At 64.4% G+C, this 14,892-nt stretch carries 13 protein-coding genes and 1 pseudogene; 7 read left to right on the plus strand and 7 right to left on the minus strand.

Translation table 11 applies throughout. The features are described from left to right. Positions 1–290: 290 nt before the first annotated feature. Positions 291–1,169: pseudogene (locus IVA82_RS49080) on the minus strand (LysR family transcriptional regulator). A 111-nt stretch (positions 1,170–1,280) separates the two neighbouring features. Between IVA82_RS49080 and IVA82_RS25495 the strand changes: the two are divergent. The 4 genes from IVA82_RS25495 (at position 1,281) to IVA82_RS25510 (ending at position 5,497) form a co-directional block, all read left to right on the plus strand. Next, complete coding sequence (locus IVA82_RS25495; protein ID WP_247388190.1) at positions 1,281–2,645, plus strand: FAD-dependent oxidoreductase; 1,365 nt, start codon at positions 1,281–1,283, stop codon at positions 2,643–2,645. Between the two features lie 72 nt (positions 2,646–2,717). Next, complete coding sequence (locus IVA82_RS25500; RefSeq protein ID WP_247388191.1) at positions 2,718–3,722, plus strand: ABC transporter substrate-binding protein; 1,005 nt, start codon at positions 2,718–2,720, stop codon at positions 3,720–3,722. A 184-nt stretch (positions 3,723–3,906) separates the two neighbouring features. Next, positions 3,907–4,680, plus strand: a complete 774-nt coding sequence (locus IVA82_RS25505; RefSeq protein ID WP_247388192.1) for an ABC transporter ATP-binding protein — start codon at positions 3,907–3,909, stop codon at positions 4,678–4,680. Beyond that, positions 4,673–5,497: an ABC transporter permease gene (locus IVA82_RS25510; RefSeq protein WP_247388193.1), complete on the plus strand. Its 825-nt coding sequence runs from the start codon at positions 4,673–4,675 to the stop codon at positions 5,495–5,497. The genes IVA82_RS25505 and IVA82_RS25510 overlap by 8 nt, the downstream gene beginning before the upstream one ends. 108 nt (positions 5,498–5,605) lie before the next feature. On the opposite strand, the gene gtdA is transcribed toward IVA82_RS25510, so the two are convergent. After that, positions 5,606–6,646 carry a gentisate 1,2-dioxygenase gene (gene gtdA, locus IVA82_RS25515; protein ID WP_247388194.1) on the minus strand — a complete coding sequence of 347 codons (1,041 nt, stop codon included), beginning with the start codon at positions 6,644–6,646 and terminating at the stop codon, positions 5,606–5,608. Between the two features lie 90 nt (positions 6,647–6,736). Between gtdA and maiA the strand changes: the two genes are divergently transcribed. Together maiA and IVA82_RS25525 are read left to right on the plus strand one after the other, a co-directional pair. Continuing rightward, positions 6,737–7,369: a maleylacetoacetate isomerase gene (maiA, locus tag IVA82_RS25520; protein WP_247388195.1), complete on the plus strand. Its 633-nt coding sequence runs from the start codon at positions 6,737–6,739 to the stop codon at positions 7,367–7,369. After that, entirely contained in the window at positions 7,359–7,865 is a 507-nt protein-coding gene (locus tag IVA82_RS25525) for a MarR family transcriptional regulator (protein ID WP_247388196.1), read from the plus strand. Before maiA ends, IVA82_RS25525 begins: the two co-directional genes overlap by 11 nt. Positions 7,866–8,081: 216 nt before the next feature. On the opposite strand, the gene IVA82_RS25530 is transcribed toward IVA82_RS25525, so the two are convergent. The 5 genes from IVA82_RS25530 to IVA82_RS25550 all read right to left on the minus strand — a co-directional run bounded on the left by IVA82_RS25530 (position 8,082) and on the right by IVA82_RS25550 (position 13,377). Further along, positions 8,082–9,695 (minus strand): benzoate-CoA ligase family protein, encoded by a 1,614-nt coding sequence (locus IVA82_RS25530; RefSeq protein ID WP_247388197.1) that lies wholly within the window; start codon positions 9,693–9,695, stop codon positions 8,082–8,084. Next, a complete protein-coding gene (locus tag IVA82_RS25535) occupies positions 9,692–10,831 on the minus strand; it encodes an FAD-dependent monooxygenase (RefSeq protein WP_247388198.1) in 1,140 nt (379 codons plus the stop codon). Before IVA82_RS25535 ends, IVA82_RS25530 begins: the two co-directional genes overlap by 4 nt. A 191-nt stretch (positions 10,832–11,022) precedes the next feature. Next, positions 11,023–11,238, minus strand: a complete 216-nt coding sequence (locus tag IVA82_RS25540; protein ID WP_247388199.1) for a hypothetical protein — start codon at positions 11,236–11,238, stop codon at positions 11,023–11,025. 122 nt (positions 11,239–11,360) lie between these two features. Further along, positions 11,361–12,224 (minus strand): cysteine rich repeat-containing protein, encoded by an 864-nt coding sequence (locus tag IVA82_RS25545; protein WP_247388200.1) that lies wholly within the window; start codon positions 12,222–12,224, stop codon positions 11,361–11,363. A 151-nt stretch (positions 12,225–12,375) separates the two neighbouring features. Next, the gene (locus tag IVA82_RS25550) at positions 12,376–13,377 is read right to left on the minus strand and encodes an NADP-dependent oxidoreductase (protein ID WP_247388201.1); all 1,002 of its coding nucleotides are present in this window, start codon (positions 13,375–13,377) and stop codon (positions 12,376–12,378) included. 210 nt (positions 13,378–13,587) lie between these two features. Between IVA82_RS25550 and IVA82_RS25555 the strand changes: the two genes are divergently transcribed. Next, positions 13,588–14,883: a dicarboxylate/amino acid:cation symporter gene (locus tag IVA82_RS25555; RefSeq protein WP_247388202.1), complete on the plus strand. Its 1,296-nt coding sequence runs from the start codon at positions 13,588–13,590 to the stop codon at positions 14,881–14,883. The last annotated feature ends 9 nt before the right edge of the window (positions 14,884–14,892 follow it).

Genomic DNA, 14,892 nt, shown 5'->3' on the forward strand with positions numbered 1-14,892 from the left:
GGCCGCTACGCGCCGCCTCCGGCGGTGGCCTGCGGCCAGCCTTGACCGCGGCTGCGTCTGGCGCAGCGGTCAACCATCGGAACGAAAACGCCATCGCGAGTGCATCGCACTCACACCAACAACCATGAGCAAAGCATGCCCTGATCAATCATTCCCCTTGACAACCACATCCCCATACAAGCCCGGATGGAGCGAAAGCGCAATCCGGGACGGACCAACCGAATCTCGCGACTGCCCCGCGTGGCACGAAACCCGGATTACGCTAGCGGTCCATCCGGGCTACGGGGCCTTTACAGCGGCGACGCGAGTGACGTTTTCAGCAGTGTGAGTAGCGCCTGCACCGCGGCGGCGTTGCGCCGCCGCTCGGGGATTGCGGCCTTCACCCACAGCTCTGGAATTGGAAAGTCGGGCAGCACCGGCTTGAGTGTGCCGTCGCGCAAGGCGTCCGCCACGAGATAATGCGAGATCAGCGCGATGCCATTGCCGGCAATGGCGCTGCGCGCCAGCACATGGCCCTCGTTGGAGGAGAGAAGCGGGCTGACCTGGACGCTGATGCGGCCGCGCGGGCCGTCAAAAATCCATTCGGGGCTGGTCGGCAGGAAGCTGAGGCAGCGATGATCGACGAGGTCGCGTGGATGCTTTGGCGTGCCGTGTTTCTTCAAGTACGCTGGCGAGGCGCAGAGCAATCGCTTCAGCGCGCACAACGGCTCGTCAACGACCCCGCCGAAGGAAAGCGGGAAGGCACCGATGGCGATGTCGAAGCCTTCCGTCACCGGATCAACCGGGCGATCGATCAGCACGATATCGAGCTTGACCAGTGGATTCTGGGTCTGGAACGCGCTGAAGGCGCGAGCCGCGCCACCGTCAGCGAGGTCGGCGCCTTGATGCGGAGATGGTCGACGAGATCGTGGCCCTTCTCGCCCATGCGAGAGAGCAGGTCAGTGGCGTCGGCTACCAGACTGCGGGCGCGATGCACGTAGCGCTGGCCGGCCTCGGTCAACCGCAATTGCCGGGTCGAGCGATGAAACAGCGGCGTTCCGATCCGCGCCTCCAGTCGTGACACGCTTGGCCACCACCGAGGTCGAGACGTTGAGCTTTCGCGCGGCGGCGGAGAAGCCGGCCGAATCCGCGGTGGCGAGGAAGGCCTGAAGGTTCACCAGGATGTCCATCTCGACCTTTCGCGATTCGAGAAAGCTGATCGCCTATTTTGGTGGATTGTAGCTTCCTTCGCGTTAACTCATAGTCGGGCCAAGCAAAGGATTTCAGGGATAGGACGCGCCATGCGGGCCACGACGATCGAAGAACCTGCGCGCCAGGTGCCGCTCTACGGCGAATATGAAGTCGTCGTTCTCGGCGGCGGCCCGGCCGGCATCGTGGCGGCAGCATCCGCTGCTCGCGCCGGACGGCGGACGCTGCTGATCGAGCGCTACGGCTTCCTCGGCGGCATGGGAACCGCCGCCGGCGTCACCAACTTTTGCGGCCTTCACGGTAACGTCTACGGCCAGGCGCACCGGCTGGTGCAGGGCATGGCGTCCGAATTGCTGGCGCGAATCGATCGCTTGAACGGCCTCAACGCGCCGCATTTGATCCTCGGCAAGGTCTTCGCCCAGGCCTATGACACCGCGGCCTACAAGATTGCGGCCGATCAGCTTCTCGCCAGCCACAAGGTGCACATCCTTTTCCATGCGCTCGGCGCCGGCGTGGTGATGGGCGACGACCGCCGCATCGACGCGCTGATGGTGGAGACCAAGGCCGGCCGGCAGGCGGTGCGCGCGGAGATCTTCATCGACTGCTCCGGCGACGGCGATCTCGCGGTCTGGGCCGGTGCGCCGTGCGAGGTCGGCGACGAGCACGGCCATCCGTTATATCCCTCGATGATGCTCCGTCTCAACGGCATCGATCCCGAAAGGGCCGGCGAAGCCTGGCGGACCATCCCGCAATTGATGGAAAAGGCGCTGGCCGCCGGCACCCACAAATTCCCGCGCAAAAGCGCGATCGTGCGCCCGCAGAAGTCCGGCATCGAATGGCGGGTGAACTTTACGCAGGTGGCGCGCGAGGACGGCCATGCCATCAACGGCATCGAGCCCGACGATCTCACCCGCGGCGAGATCGAGGGCCGCAAGCAGGCGCTTGCCGCGTTCGAATTCCTGCGCACGGTGCCGGGCTTTGAAAAATCCTACATCGTCGACCTGCCGCCGCAGATCGGCATCCGCGAGACCCGCCGCATCAAGGGCGGTTACCAGCTTAGCGGCGCGGACGTGCTCGGCTGCGCCTCGTTCGAGGATTCCATCGGCGTCAACGGCTGGCCGATCGAGGCCCATGTTCCCGGCGACGTCGTCTTCACTTTTCCGCCCATCCCGGAATCGCGTGGCTATAACGAACTGCCCTACCGGATGCTGGTGCCCGAGGGTGTCGACAATCTGCTGGTCGCGGGCCGCTGCGCCTCAATGACCCATGAGGGCCAATCGGCGGCGCGGGTCTCCGGTGCCTGTTTCGTGATGGGCGAGGCGGCCGGTTCCGCGGCGGTGCTGGCGCTCTCGGGAAACCGCATCCCGCGTGACATCCCGGTTGAAAAATTGCAGGAAACGTTGAAACAACAGGGCGCCTTCATCGGGCGGGATCAGCCCGTGCCCGAAGGGCTGTGACGTCTGCAAGACATCGACCAAGAAGACGTCTAAGAGAAGAAGAACACCAAGAGAACCACGAGAGGAAACGGGATGATCAGGATTGCGCGGCTCGCGGTAGCTAGCCTGGTGGCGATCATGGCGATGGGCACGGCGCGGGCCGAGGACGCGCTGAAGGCCAGGATCGGCGTGCTCCGCCTGTCGTCCTCTGCGCCGGTCTTCATCGCGCAGGACAAGGGCTATTTTCGCGAGGCCGGCCTCGACGTTGAGCTGAAGTTCTTCGACGCGGCGCAGCCGATCGCGGTCGCTGCCACCTCGGGCGACATCGATTTCGGCGTCACCGCCTTCACCGCCGGCCTTTATAATCTGGCCGGCAAGGGCGTGCTGAAGGTGATCGGCGGCATGAGCCGCGAGAAGGCGGGCTATCCCCTGATCGGCTATTTCGCCAGCAACAACGCTTATGCCGCCGACTTGAAGACGCCGAAGGATCTCGCGGGAAAACGCGTCGCGGTGACGCAGGTCGGCTCGTCCTTTCACTATTCGCTGGGCCTGCTCGCCGACAAATACGGCTTCAAGCTCGCCGACGTGAAGATCATCCCCCTGCAATCACTGTCCAACGCGGCGGCCGCGCTCAAGGGCGAGACGGTCGACGCGGCGTTGCTTCCCATCTCCACCGCACGAAAATTGATGGACGAGGGCGGCGCGAAGTTTTTGGGCTGGGTCGGCGACGAGACGCCCTGGCAATTGGGCGCGGTATTCGCTTCGCCGAAGACGCTGACCAACAAGGCGTTGGTGATGAAGCTGCTCGGCGCACTCGCCAAGGCCGACCGCGAATATCACGACGTCATCCTCGCTGCGATGAAGGACGGCGTTGCGCCGATCAACGAACAGACAAAACCGCTGCTGGAGATCATTGCAAAGTACACCAATCTGCCGGTCGAGCAGGTGGTCGGTAACTGCGCCTATATCGATCCGGAGGGCAGGCTCGACGTGAAGAACGTCGACAACCAGATCAAATGGCTGCAAGAGCAGGGTTTTGCCGACAAGGGCTTTGACGCGGACACGATCATCGCCAAAGATTTCGTGAAGGCGGATTGATGCTCCAAGCGCCTCTCCATCTCCCTCATCCTGAGGTGCGCGACTTGCGGTCTTCCGCAAGTCACGCCTCGAAGGATGCACGGCCCGGATGCGGCCTGGCCGTTCATCCTTCGAGGCTCACATCGCGATGCGTTCGCATCGCAATGCTCGCACCTCAGGATGACGGGTCGAAAGTGAGCCTGAGATGGATCTGATCGCCAACCATATCAGCCACCGCTTCGGCGAGCTCGCCGTGCTCGACGATGTCTCCTTCACCGTCAGCGCTGGCGAAGTCGTGGCGATCGTCGGCCCCTCGGGTTGCGGCAAGAGCACGCTGCTGTCGATTCTCGGCGGCCTGTTGCAGCCGTTGTCGGGCGCGGCCGAGCTGCGCGGATCGCCGCCGGCGGACAGCCTCAATCCGCTCACCTTCGTGTTCCAGGATTTCGCGCTGCTGCCCTGGGCCACGGTGGAGGAAAACGTCGAATTCGCGCTGCTGCACGCGCAGCTCTCGGCCCGGCAGCGCCGCGCGCTGGTCGACGATGCCTTGCGCCGCACCGGCCTCACCGATTTTCGCAAGACCTATCCAAAGCAGCTCTCCGGCGGCATGCGCCAGCGCGTCGGCATCTCGCGTGCGCTGGCGGTCAGGCCAGCGATCCTGCTGATGGACGAGCCGCTGTCGGCGCTGGATTCGCAGACCCGCGAGCTCTTGATGGAGGACTTCGTCCGCTTGCTCGCCGATGGCGGCATGGGCGCGGTCTATGTCAGCCACAATCTCGAAGAGGCCGCGCGGCTCGCCGACCGCATCGTGGTGCTGTCGCGGCGTCCCGGCCGCATTCGCGAGGTCGTGAGCGTGCCGATGACACGCACTGAGCGCGGCGAAATCGCTGCGCGTGAAAAGCTGCTCGCACTTCAGAACCAGATCTGGTCGCTGATCCGCAACGAGGCGATCGACGCCGAGCGCGAGGTGCAGCATGCTTGATCGCGCCACGACGGACACGCCGATAACCGACGCGGCGGCGCGGCGCGTCCGCTACCGCGGCGCCGGCTTCGTGCCCGCGAGCAGCCCCTTCGGCGGCTGGATTGCGCTCGCGCTGGTCATTGCGGTCTGGCAGGCGGCCGGCAGCGCGGGCCTCGTCAATCCGCTGTTCCTGCCGGCGCCTTTCGCGATCGTCCGCGCGATCTATCAGCTCGCCGTTTCCGGCGCGCTCTGGCAGCATCTGTCGGCTTCGCTCTTGCGCATTGGCGTCGGCTGGCTGCTCGGCACCGCGGCCGGTATCGCCGTCGGCTTTGCCATCGGCCTGTCGCGGCTGGCGCGCAGCGTCGGCATCACTTTCATCTCGGCGCTTTTTCCAATTCCGAAGATTGCGCTGTTGCCGCTGTTGATCCTCTGGCTCGGCATCGGCGAAGAGCCGAAGATCGCGACGATTGGACTGGGCGTGTTCTTCTCGACCGCGATCTCGGTCTATAGCGGCGTCGACGCGGTGCCGCGCAACCTCATCCGCATGGCGCAGAGCTTCAACGTGCCGTTCGCCACCATCGTGCGCAAGGTGATCTGGCCGGGCGCGCTGCCCGCGATCCTCGCCGGCTTCCGCATCACCGCCTCGGTGGCGCTGCTGCTCGTCGTCAGCGCCGAGATGATCGGCGCGCAATATGGTATCGGCGCGTTTGTGCTCCAGGCCGGCAATCTGATGCAGACGGATCAGCTGCTTGCGGGCGTGGTGATTCTGTCGGTGTTCGGATTGGCGGTGGGGAGGGTGATCAACTGGCTGGAGACGCGGTTGCTGCACTGGCGGTGAGGCTTACTCCGTCATTGCGAGCGAAGCGAAGCAATCCAGACTGCCTCCCCGGAAAGACTCTGGATTGCTTCGCTTCGCTCGCAATGACGAGGTGGCTAACAGCCCGGCTCACGCGTTCCCGCGATCTTCGCGAAACAGGTCGAGCTTTTGCTGCACTGGGCGATCCGAGAAGCTGAACAGCACCGCGTCGGAATCGGCTTCGTGCGTGACCCACTGCCAGCTCGGCACCACGAACAGATCGCGCGGGCCCCATTCGAAGGTCGCCTCGCCGATGCGGGTGCGCCCATGGCCTTCGATCGGACAGAACACGGTCGCATCGGTCGCGCGATAACGCGCGGTCTTGAAGCCCTTGGGCAGCAATTGGATAAAAGTGCCGATGGTCGGCATCGCGAAGTCGCCGGTCTCGGGGTTGCTGAATTTCAGCTTCAGGCCGTGGCAGGCGTCCCACTCCTGGCTCGCGCGAGCCTTCTCCAGCGCTTCCCGGGTGTAGGCATAGGGATAGCTGAAGATCGGCGATGTCTTCGAGCTTCGCTTCACGTCGACCGGCAGCAGGTTGTGGCCATAGCGCGCAAAGCTGTCGCCTGCGGGCTTGGTAATTCTCTGCTGGTCTTCCTTCGCGCCTTCGGCAAACGAGCAGTCGAAGAACTGCACCAGCGGAATGTCGAGGCCGTCGAGCCAGAACATCGGCTGGTCGGTCTCGTTGGAGTGATCGTGCCAGGTCATCGACGGTGTGATGATGAAGTCGCCTTCCTCCATCGCGGTGCGCTCGCCGTCGACCGCGGTGTGGGCGCCCTTGCCCTCGAGCACGAAGCGCAGCGCCGACTGGCTGTGGCGATGGGCCGGCGCGACGTCGCCCGGCACCACCATCTGCACGCCGGCATAGAGCGAGGTCGTGATCTTGGACTGGCCGCGCAGGCCGGGGTTCTCCAGCACAAGCACGCGCCGCTCGGCTTCCTTGGCCGTGATCAGCTTGCCGGCTTCGGTCATGTAGTTGCGAATGACGTCAAATTTCCATAAGTGAGGCCGGCAGGCGCTCTTCGGCTCCGGCGTGATCAGGTCGCTCATGACCGTCCACAGCGCGGTGAGATTTTCGCCGTCGATCTTCTTGTAGAACGCCTCGCGTTCCGGCGTCTTGGTCACGGCTTCCATGGTGCGGCTCCCGCTCGTTTTGCTGATTGACAGTATACTGACGATCTAGGTAGCGTCAACGTGGCGAATAAGAATGACAGGGAGGGTCCAATGAAGCTGCACGGCTATTTTCGCTCCAGCGCCGCCTACCGGGTGCGGATTGCGCTGAACCTGAAGGGCCTCGGCGCGGAGCATCTGCCGCATCATCTTCGCAAAGGTGAGCAATGCGCGCCGGCCTATCTCGCGATCAATCCGCAGGGGCTTGTGCCGGCTTTGGAGGACGATGCGGGAGCGGTGCTGACCCAGTCGGTCGCCATCATTGAATGGCTCGACGAAATCCACCCCAACCCGCCGCTGCTGCCGAAGGATCCGCTGCGCCGCGCCAAGGTGAGGGCGTTTGCGCTGGCGATCGCCTGCGACACCCACCCGGTGCAGAACCTGAAAGTGCTGGCGCGGCTGCGCGAGCTCGGTCTTGCCGAGGAAAAGGTTCAGGAATGGGCGGCGTGGGTCAATCGCGAGGGGTTATCCGCCTGCGAGACGCTGATCAAGGACGAGCCGGGTCCGTTCTGCTTCGGCGAGGCGCCGACGCTCGCCGATCTCTGCCTGGTGCCGCAGCTCGCCAATGCCCGTCGCTTCGGCGTCGACGTCGCTGCCTATCCGCGGCTGCTCAAGGCGGACGCGGCGGCGAAGGCGCTGCCGGCGTTTGCGAACGCCGCACCGGAGAAGCAACCCGATGCCGAGTAAGCCCGCCATCACCATGGACGCGGTCTACGCCGCGCCGGGCTATCTGTTCCGGCGCATGCAGCAGATCGCGGTCTCGATTTTCATGGAGGAGTGCAAGGCGTTCGACCTCACCCCGGTGCAATATGCCGCGCTGATCGCGATCCACACCCATCCCGGCATTGACGCGACGCGGCTGTCGGCGGTGATCGCCTTCGACCGCTCCACGCTCGGCAGCGTGATCGAGCGGCTTCAGGCCAAGGACTATATCGAACGCAAGCCTGCGCCCGAGGACAAGCGGATCAAGCTGCTCCATCTGACGAAATCCGGCGCCGCGATCCTGCGCGAGATCGTCCCGGCCGTCGAGCGCGCCCAGGCACGCATGATGGAGCCGCTCAAGCCGGCCGACCGCAAGACGCTGATGACGCTGCTGGCGCAACTCGTCGATCTCAACAACGAAGCCTCACGCGTGCCGCTGCGAGCGGAGGATGTGCTGGAGCATCTGGGGAAGGCGGGGTGAGGGAAGTGAAGTTTGCGCTGGCACCTCATTCTCCGCTGTCGTCCCGGACAAGCGAAGCGCAGATCCGGGACCCATAACCACAGGAAGCCGTGGTTACGGGAATTCGGAGTTGCACCTTCGCGCTTAACTTGGCCCTGTGGCTATGGATCCCGGATCAGCGCGCGCTTGAGGCGCGCTTGTCCGGGACGACATCGAATATAGAGCCACGTCCTTGCCTCACATCCGCAACAACGCCTGCCGGTCGATCTTTCCCGTGCCGGTCTTCGGCAGCTCCTCGATGAAGATCACCTCGCGGGGATATTTGTAGGGCAAGAGCTTGCCCTTCACGTAATCCTGGAGCCGGCGCGTCGCCTCGCTCTGGTCGACGGCGCGGCTGTTCATCACCACCACCGCCTTCAGCGTCATGCGGCGATCCGGCAACTCGGCGGCGAAGACCGCGCATTCGCGGATGTCGGGATGGTCGGCGAGACACAGCTCGACCTCGAGCGGATAGACCCATTGGCCGGAGATCTTGATGAGATCATCGGCGCGGCCGCGGAAGAAGTGGAAGCCGTCGGCATCGCGCACGAAGCGGTCGCCGGTGTAAATCCAGCCCTCCTCGCGGATGGTCTCGGCCGATTTGTCCGGCCGGTTCCAGTACAGCGGCGTGTTGGAATCACCGCGCACCCACAAGATGCCTTCCTCGTCGTCGCCGACCTCGCGTCCGTCCTTGTCGCGAAGCGCGACCTCATAGCCGGGCACGCGCAGGCCGGCGGCGCCGAGCTTCTTCTGATCGGGGCGGTTGGAGAGATAGATGTGCAGCACCTCGGTCGAGCCGAGCCCCTCGACGATCTCGAGGCCGGTGAGCTGCTTCCAGCCGTTGAAGACGTCGGCCGAGAGCACCTCGGCCGCGGAAAGCGCCATGCGCAGCGACGAGAAGTCGGTCTTGTCCGCGCCTTCGGCCTTGGTCAGCGAGGTGTAGAGCGTCGGCAGGCCGAAGAAGACCGTCGGCTTGTATTGCTCGATCGCGGCAAATATCGCCGCGGGCTTGGGCTGGCCCGGCAGCAGCAGCGTCGCAGCGCTGGCCGAGAACGTAAAGGTGACGGAGTTGCCAAAACCGTAGGCGAAGAAGATTTTCGGCACCGAGAAGCAGATATCGTCCGACGTCAGCTTCAACACATTCTGCGCGAAGGCGGCCTCGCTATAGGCCATGTCGTGCTGGAGATGCACGATGCCCTTGGGCCGGCCGGTCGAGCCGGAGGAGTACATCCAGAACGCCATCTCGTTGCGATCCGTGTCGGCTTCCGCCAACTCAGCCGGAAACCGTGCGAGCCAGCCGGCCGCCGGGATCGCCTCCGGCGCAGCGTGATCGCCCGCCGCGCCGTTGACGACGATGAGCGTGCGCAGCCCCGTCCCCTTGCAGGCCTCCGCGTTGAAGCGCGCGCAGAACTCGGCCTCGGCGACTGCGATACGCGCGCCGGAATCGGCAAGATAGAATTGCAACAGGTCCGGCGGCGTCAGCGTGTTGATCAGCAGCGGCACGAAGCCGGCACGGACCGCGCCGAAGAACGCGGCCGGATAGGCCGGCGTGTCGTCGAGGAACAGCAGCACGCGATCGCCGCGCTTGAGGCCGAGCGAAGCGAAGCCGTTGCCCCATCGCCCGGCTTCCGCGCAGAGCTCGGCATAGCTGCGTGTGCCCGCGGGCCCGATCAGCGCGAGCTTGTCGCCGTGTCCTCTTGCGAGATTGTCGAACAGCACGCGGCTGGCATTGTAGGTTTGCGGAACGGCAAAGCCGATCTCGCGCCCACCCGGGCTGTCGGCCGGCACATGGTCGCGAATTTCGTTGCTCATGCCGCGCCTCCGCCGTTCTTCGCGGCCTCGTAGCGCGCCATGAAGGCCGGCGACATCGCCCGCAGCCGGGCATCGTCGATGCGCCCGGAGCGGGTGATGTAGCTGTAGGCAAAGTCCATCAGATCGAGCTTCATATGTTCGGGAAAATGCTCGTACCAGAAGGCCGACGTTCGCGCGGCGTTGACGAGCTTCTGCAGCACGGGCTTGCGCGCCGCTTGGTAGCGATGCAACGCGGTCGTCAGATGTGCATCCGATTCCAGCGCCTTGACCAGCGCGATGGCGTCCTCGATCGCGAGCCGGGTTCCCGAGCCGATCGAAAAATGCGCCGAGTGCAGGGCGTCGCCGATCAGCACGATGTTCTTGAACGACCAGTGCTCGTTCCAGACCCACGGAAAATTGCGCCAGACCGATTTGTTGGAGACCAGGCAATGGCCGCCGAGCGTGTCGGCGAACACCTCCTCGCAGACGCCCTTGGACTGCTCGACGTCCTTGTAGGCGAAGCCATAGGCTTGCCAGGTCGCGTGGTCGCACTCGACCAGGAACGTGCTCATGGTCGGCGAGTAGCGGTAGTGATGGGCGTTGAAGGCGCCGCGATCGGTCTTCACGAAGGTCTGCGACAGCGTGTCGAAGCGCTTCGAGGTGCCGTACCAGACGAACTTGTTGGAGGAGTAGGACAGCGAGGTGCCGAAATCGCCCTCATAGGCGCGGCGCACCAGCGAGTTCAGGCCGTCGGCGGCGACGATCAGATCGTGGCCGTTGAGCTGGTCGATGGCATGGATCTGCGTGTCGAAACGCGGCGTGACGCCGGCATCGATCGCGCGCTGCTGCAGGAACTTCAACAGCTCGAGCCGGCCGATCGAGGAGAAGCCTACGCCGTCGATGGCGACGCTGTCGCCGTGCAGGTTCAGCGTGATGTTCTGCCAGCTCTCCACATGTGGCGCGATCGCATCGACCGTCTCGGGGTCGTCGGCGCGCAGGAATTCCAGCGCCTGGTCGGAGAACACGACGCCAAAGCCCCAGGTCGCGTCGGCCGGGTTCTGTTCGAACAGGTCGACTTGATCCTCGGGGTGACGCTTCTTCCAGAGATAGGCGAAGTAGAGCCCACCGGGCCCCCCGCCGATCACGGCGATCCGCAACGTCTGCCTCCCTGATTGACAGTATACTTACTATCTAGGGGTAGACTAATGTGCTCCGACGTCCGGCGCCAGCGGAATTATCGCCAGCACGTGGCACGCTGAAGCTCGCTCCGGAACACGCGTTTTGCGCGTGTCCGAAACCATCAGGTGCGAACCATAGCCAAACCGCGCCGGCTTGGCCATCCGGCCTGTCAGACGCAGCGCTTCACATAGACCCCGTTCACCAGCACCCTGGTGCAGCGGACGACCGGAACTGGCTTGCGAACCACGACGGCGGCATTCGGCCCGGCGCAGCCGGCGCGATAGACGCCGCGGGCGCAGACCACCGCGTTGGCATCGGAGGCCTCGAAGGTCATGGTCGCTGCGAAGGCGAAGAGCGCCGAGGCAGTGAGCAGGAATGCACGCATGTGTTCTTCCCGGTCTTTCGTGATCGAAATCGGATATCGGCAAATCTTGTAGCGTCGTTGCCGGCGCGCGATGTTGTGTCGCGCGCCACCAGTTTATTCATGCGCGGGCTTGCACAGCGATACTATCGCGCCGCGAACGGTGCGAGCACGTCCTTGCAGGCGGGCGACAGCGAGCCTGCATTGCTCGCAATGCACTGCACTATACGGCCGCCGCCAGGCGCCACGCCGGCGCACAGGTTACGGATATCGGCGCCGCAGGCCGATCGGACGATGAACAGCTCTTCGCGGGGCCGCAACGGTCGCAGCACGATGGCGGCCGGCGCGGCCGCCGGAGCTGCCGCCGCAGGAGCCGCGCCCGCAGGCGCTGCCGTTGCGCCACCGCTACCCGCCGCGGCGCTTATGGCCTTCTCGCAGGCGGGCGACACCTTGGCCTTGTTCTTCTCCAGGCATTCCAGCGCGGGGGCGCCGCCCGGCGGCACGCTGGCGCACACCTTGGGATAATCGGCGCGGCACGCGCTCTTGACCGCTGCAACCTGTGCGCTGCTCGGCTGCTTGGCGGCAGCAGCCTTCGGCGCCGGTGCGGCGGCCGGCTTTGCCGCGGGGGCAGAGTCAGCCTTCGGCGCGGCAGGCGCCGACTCCGCCTTGGGGGCAGCTTCGGTCTTGGGTGCTTCGGCTTTTTGTGCCTCGGGCTTGGGCGCGGCGGGAGCGGCTTCGGTCTTCGGAGCCGCAGCGGGCTCGACCGCGCGGACCGCGGCTTGGCATCCTGGCGCGAGGCTGGACATGTTCTTCTGCAGGCATTGATACGCCTCCACCCCGCCGGGCGTGACACTCGAGCAGTGCGCCATGAAGTCCGAGCGGCATGCCGATCGGATCGCGCTTTTCTGCGCATCGGTCGGGGCTTGTGCGAGGGCCGGTGCTGCAATTGCGAAGATCATTGCCGCCAGCAACGCCTTGCGCGTTGAGGCATGCTTCAACGTGTTGAACATCTGACTGTATTCCCGCCCTGTCGGTAACCCCGACGATTATGAACTGTGATGCAAGGGCAATCGTCGCGAGTGATGCCTCGCGCGCGGTATCTTTGGCCGCTTTGGCCTCTACCGCAAGTCAATTATGCCGACGCAAATGCGACGTGCGTCGTCACAGCTTGACCATGCGCTTGCCGCGGTTCTCGCCCGCGAGCAATCCGATCAGCGCCTTCGGCGTGTTCTCGAGCCCATCGATGATGTCCTCCTGCACCTTCAGCTTGCCGGACTTGACCCAGGCCTGGAGCTCGGCGAGCGCGCGCTGGCTCTCCTTCATGTAGTCCATCACGATGAAGCCTTGCATCACCAGCCGCTTCACCACGATCAGCCCGGGCACGCCGCGGGGGCCGTGCGCGGCGGGCGCGCCGTCATATTGCGAGATCGCGCCGCAACAGGCGATACGGCCGTAATTGTTCATCTGCGGCAGGCAGGCTTCGAGAATGTCGCCGCCGACATTATCGAAATAGACGTCGATGCCTTTTGGCGCGGCCGCACGCAACGCCTTGAACACCGCACCGTCCTTGTAGTCGACGGCGGCATCGAAGCCGAGCTCGGAGGTCAGCCAGTTGCATTTGTCCGCGCCGCCGGCAATGCCGATCACGCGACATCCCTTGATCCTGGCGATCTGTCCGACGATCGAGCCGACCGAGCCTGCGGCGGCGGAGACCACGACCGTCTCGCCCTCTTTGGGCTTGCCGATCTCCAGCAGGCCGAAATAGGCGGTGAGGCCGGCGATGCCGAACACGCTGAGCAGGTGCGTCATCGGTTCGAGCTTCGGCATCTTGTTCAAATGCTTTGCGGGCACCGCGGCATAGTCCTGCCAGCCGGTGTCGCCGAACACGATGTCGCCTGCTGCCAGCCCCGGTGCCTTGGAGCTAACGACTTCAGCGATGGCGCCGCCGGCCATCACGCTGTTGGCTTCGACAGCCGAACGATAGGTCGCGCCGTGCATCCAGGCGCGGTTGGCGGCGTCGAGCGAAATATAACGCACGCGCACCAAGGCCTCACCGTCCTTCGGCTCCGGCATCGCGCCATCGACCATCTTGAAATGCTCGGGACCGAGCTTGCCGCTGGGCTTTTCCACCAGAAGGATCTGGCGATTGGTGCTGCCGCTCATGACATCTCCCCTTCGATTATTTTGACGATTATTGATGCAGCCGCCGCAAAGAAAACGTGCAGGCCGCATTCGTTGTGCGCTGCATGAAGGCTAGATCGCTGGCGTTTGTTTCACAACGGGAACATCCGGCCAACGCGACCACACGCAAAGCGTGTTGCGTCGCTTTCGTATCTGCGACATCATGAAGCGCCGGTGTCGTGGGGTCCTCAAATGTCGAACAGGTTTACGCAATACATCTTGGCGGCGATGGTGCTGGGCATCATCATGGGTGCGGCGATCTACAACTTCCTGCCCGACACGCGCGCCGACTGGGCCTCCTCCATCAACCTGATCGCCGTGATCTTCCTGCGCTTGATCAAGATGATCATCGCGCCACTGGTGTTCGCCACGCTCGTCGGCGGCATTGCCCATATGGGCTCGGGCTCCAAGCTCGGCCGCATCTTCGCCAAGACCATGGGCTGGTTCGTCAGCGCCTCCTTTGTCTCGCTGATGCTCGGCCTCGTGATGGTCAATCTGCTTCAGCCCGGCGCCAACTTCCCCGGCACGCTGCCGGACAAGGCGCAGTCGACGGGCCTGCCGGTCTCCGCCTTCTCGATCGAGAAATTCCTCACCCATCTGATCCCGACCTCGATCGCGGATGCGATGGCGCAGAACGAGATTCTGCAGATCGTGATCTTTGCCGTGTTCTTCTCGGTGGCAATGGGCTCGATGCCCGAGCGCTCCAAGCCGATCCTGGCGCTGATCGACGATATCGGCCACATCATGCTCAAGGTCACGGGCTATGTGATGCTGTTCGCGCCGTTCGCGGTCTGGGCCGCCATCACGGCGACAGTCGCCAAGAACGGCCTGCTGGTGCTCTGGAAGCTCATCGTGTTTATGGGCGGCTTCTATCTCTCGCTCGCGATCCTGTGGGGTATCCTGGTTGTCGTCGGCTTCATCGTGATCGGGCCGCGCTACGCCCATCTGCTGAAGCTGATTCGCGAGCCGCTGATGATCGCGTTCTCCACCGCGAGCTCGGAAGCAGCCTATCCGAAGACGCTGGAGGGGCTTAACCGCTTCGGCGCCTCGTCGCGGATCTCGAGCTTCGTGCTGCCGCTCGGCTATTCCTTCAATCTCGACGGCACGATGATGTACTGCACCTTCGCCAGTATCTTCATCGCGCAGAGCTACCACATCGACATGCCGCTCGGCACTCAGCTTGCGATGCTCGCTACGCTGATGATCACCTCGAAGGGCGTCGCCGGCGTGCCGCGCGCCTCCCTCGTCGTGATCGCCTCAACGCTGTCTCAGTTCGGCATCCCCGAGGCGGGGCTGCTGATGATCATGGGCATCGATACCTTCCTCGACATGGGCCGCAGCGCCACCAACGTGATCGGCAACACGCTGGCGACCTCGGTCGTGGCGAAGTGGGAAGGCGAGCTCGGACCCGAGCACGCGATCGAGCCGGGTGACGCCGTGCCAGGCGACATGATTCCCGGCGAAGTGCCCGCGATGGCCGGCCATTGATCGGAGTGC

The organism is Bradyrhizobium sp. 142 (assembly GCF_023074015.1).
Taxonomy (GTDB): Bacteria; Pseudomonadota; Alphaproteobacteria; order Rhizobiales; family Xanthobacteraceae; genus Bradyrhizobium.

Bases quoted from the DNA above. Each gene is read 5' to 3' on its own strand.
- IVA82_RS25545 (WP_247388200.1), bottom strand. From the start codon at position 12,224: ATGTTCAACACGTTGAAGCATGCCTCAACGCGCAAGGCGTTGCTGGCG.
- IVA82_RS25510 (WP_247388193.1), top strand. From the start codon at position 4,673: ATGCTTGATCGCGCCACGACGGACACGCCGATAACCGACGCGGCGGCG.
- IVA82_RS25555 (WP_247388202.1), top strand. From the start codon at position 13,588: ATGTCGAACAGGTTTACGCAATACATCTTGGCGGCGATGGTGCTGGGC.
- gtdA (WP_247388194.1), bottom strand. From the start codon at position 6,646: ATGGAAGCCGTGACCAAGACGCCGGAACGCGAGGCGTTCTACAAGAAG.
- IVA82_RS25500 (WP_247388191.1), top strand. From the start codon at position 2,718: ATGATCAGGATTGCGCGGCTCGCGGTAGCTAGCCTGGTGGCGATCATG.
- IVA82_RS25495 (WP_247388190.1), top strand. From the start codon at position 1,281: ATGCGGGCCACGACGATCGAAGAACCTGCGCGCCAGGTGCCGCTCTAC.
- IVA82_RS25525 (WP_247388196.1), top strand. From the start codon at position 7,359: ATGCCGAGTAAGCCCGCCATCACCATGGACGCGGTCTACGCCGCGCCG.
- IVA82_RS25530 (WP_247388197.1), bottom strand. From the start codon at position 9,695: ATGAGCAACGAAATTCGCGACCATGTGCCGGCCGACAGCCCGGGTGGG.
- IVA82_RS25540 (WP_247388199.1), bottom strand. From the start codon at position 11,238: ATGCGTGCATTCCTGCTCACTGCCTCGGCGCTCTTCGCCTTCGCAGCG.
- IVA82_RS25550 (WP_247388201.1), bottom strand. From the start codon at position 13,377: ATGAGCGGCAGCACCAATCGCCAGATCCTTCTGGTGGAAAAGCCCAGC.
- maiA (WP_247388195.1), top strand. From the start codon at position 6,737: ATGAAGCTGCACGGCTATTTTCGCTCCAGCGCCGCCTACCGGGTGCGG.
- IVA82_RS25505 (WP_247388192.1), top strand. From the start codon at position 3,907: ATGGATCTGATCGCCAACCATATCAGCCACCGCTTCGGCGAGCTCGCC.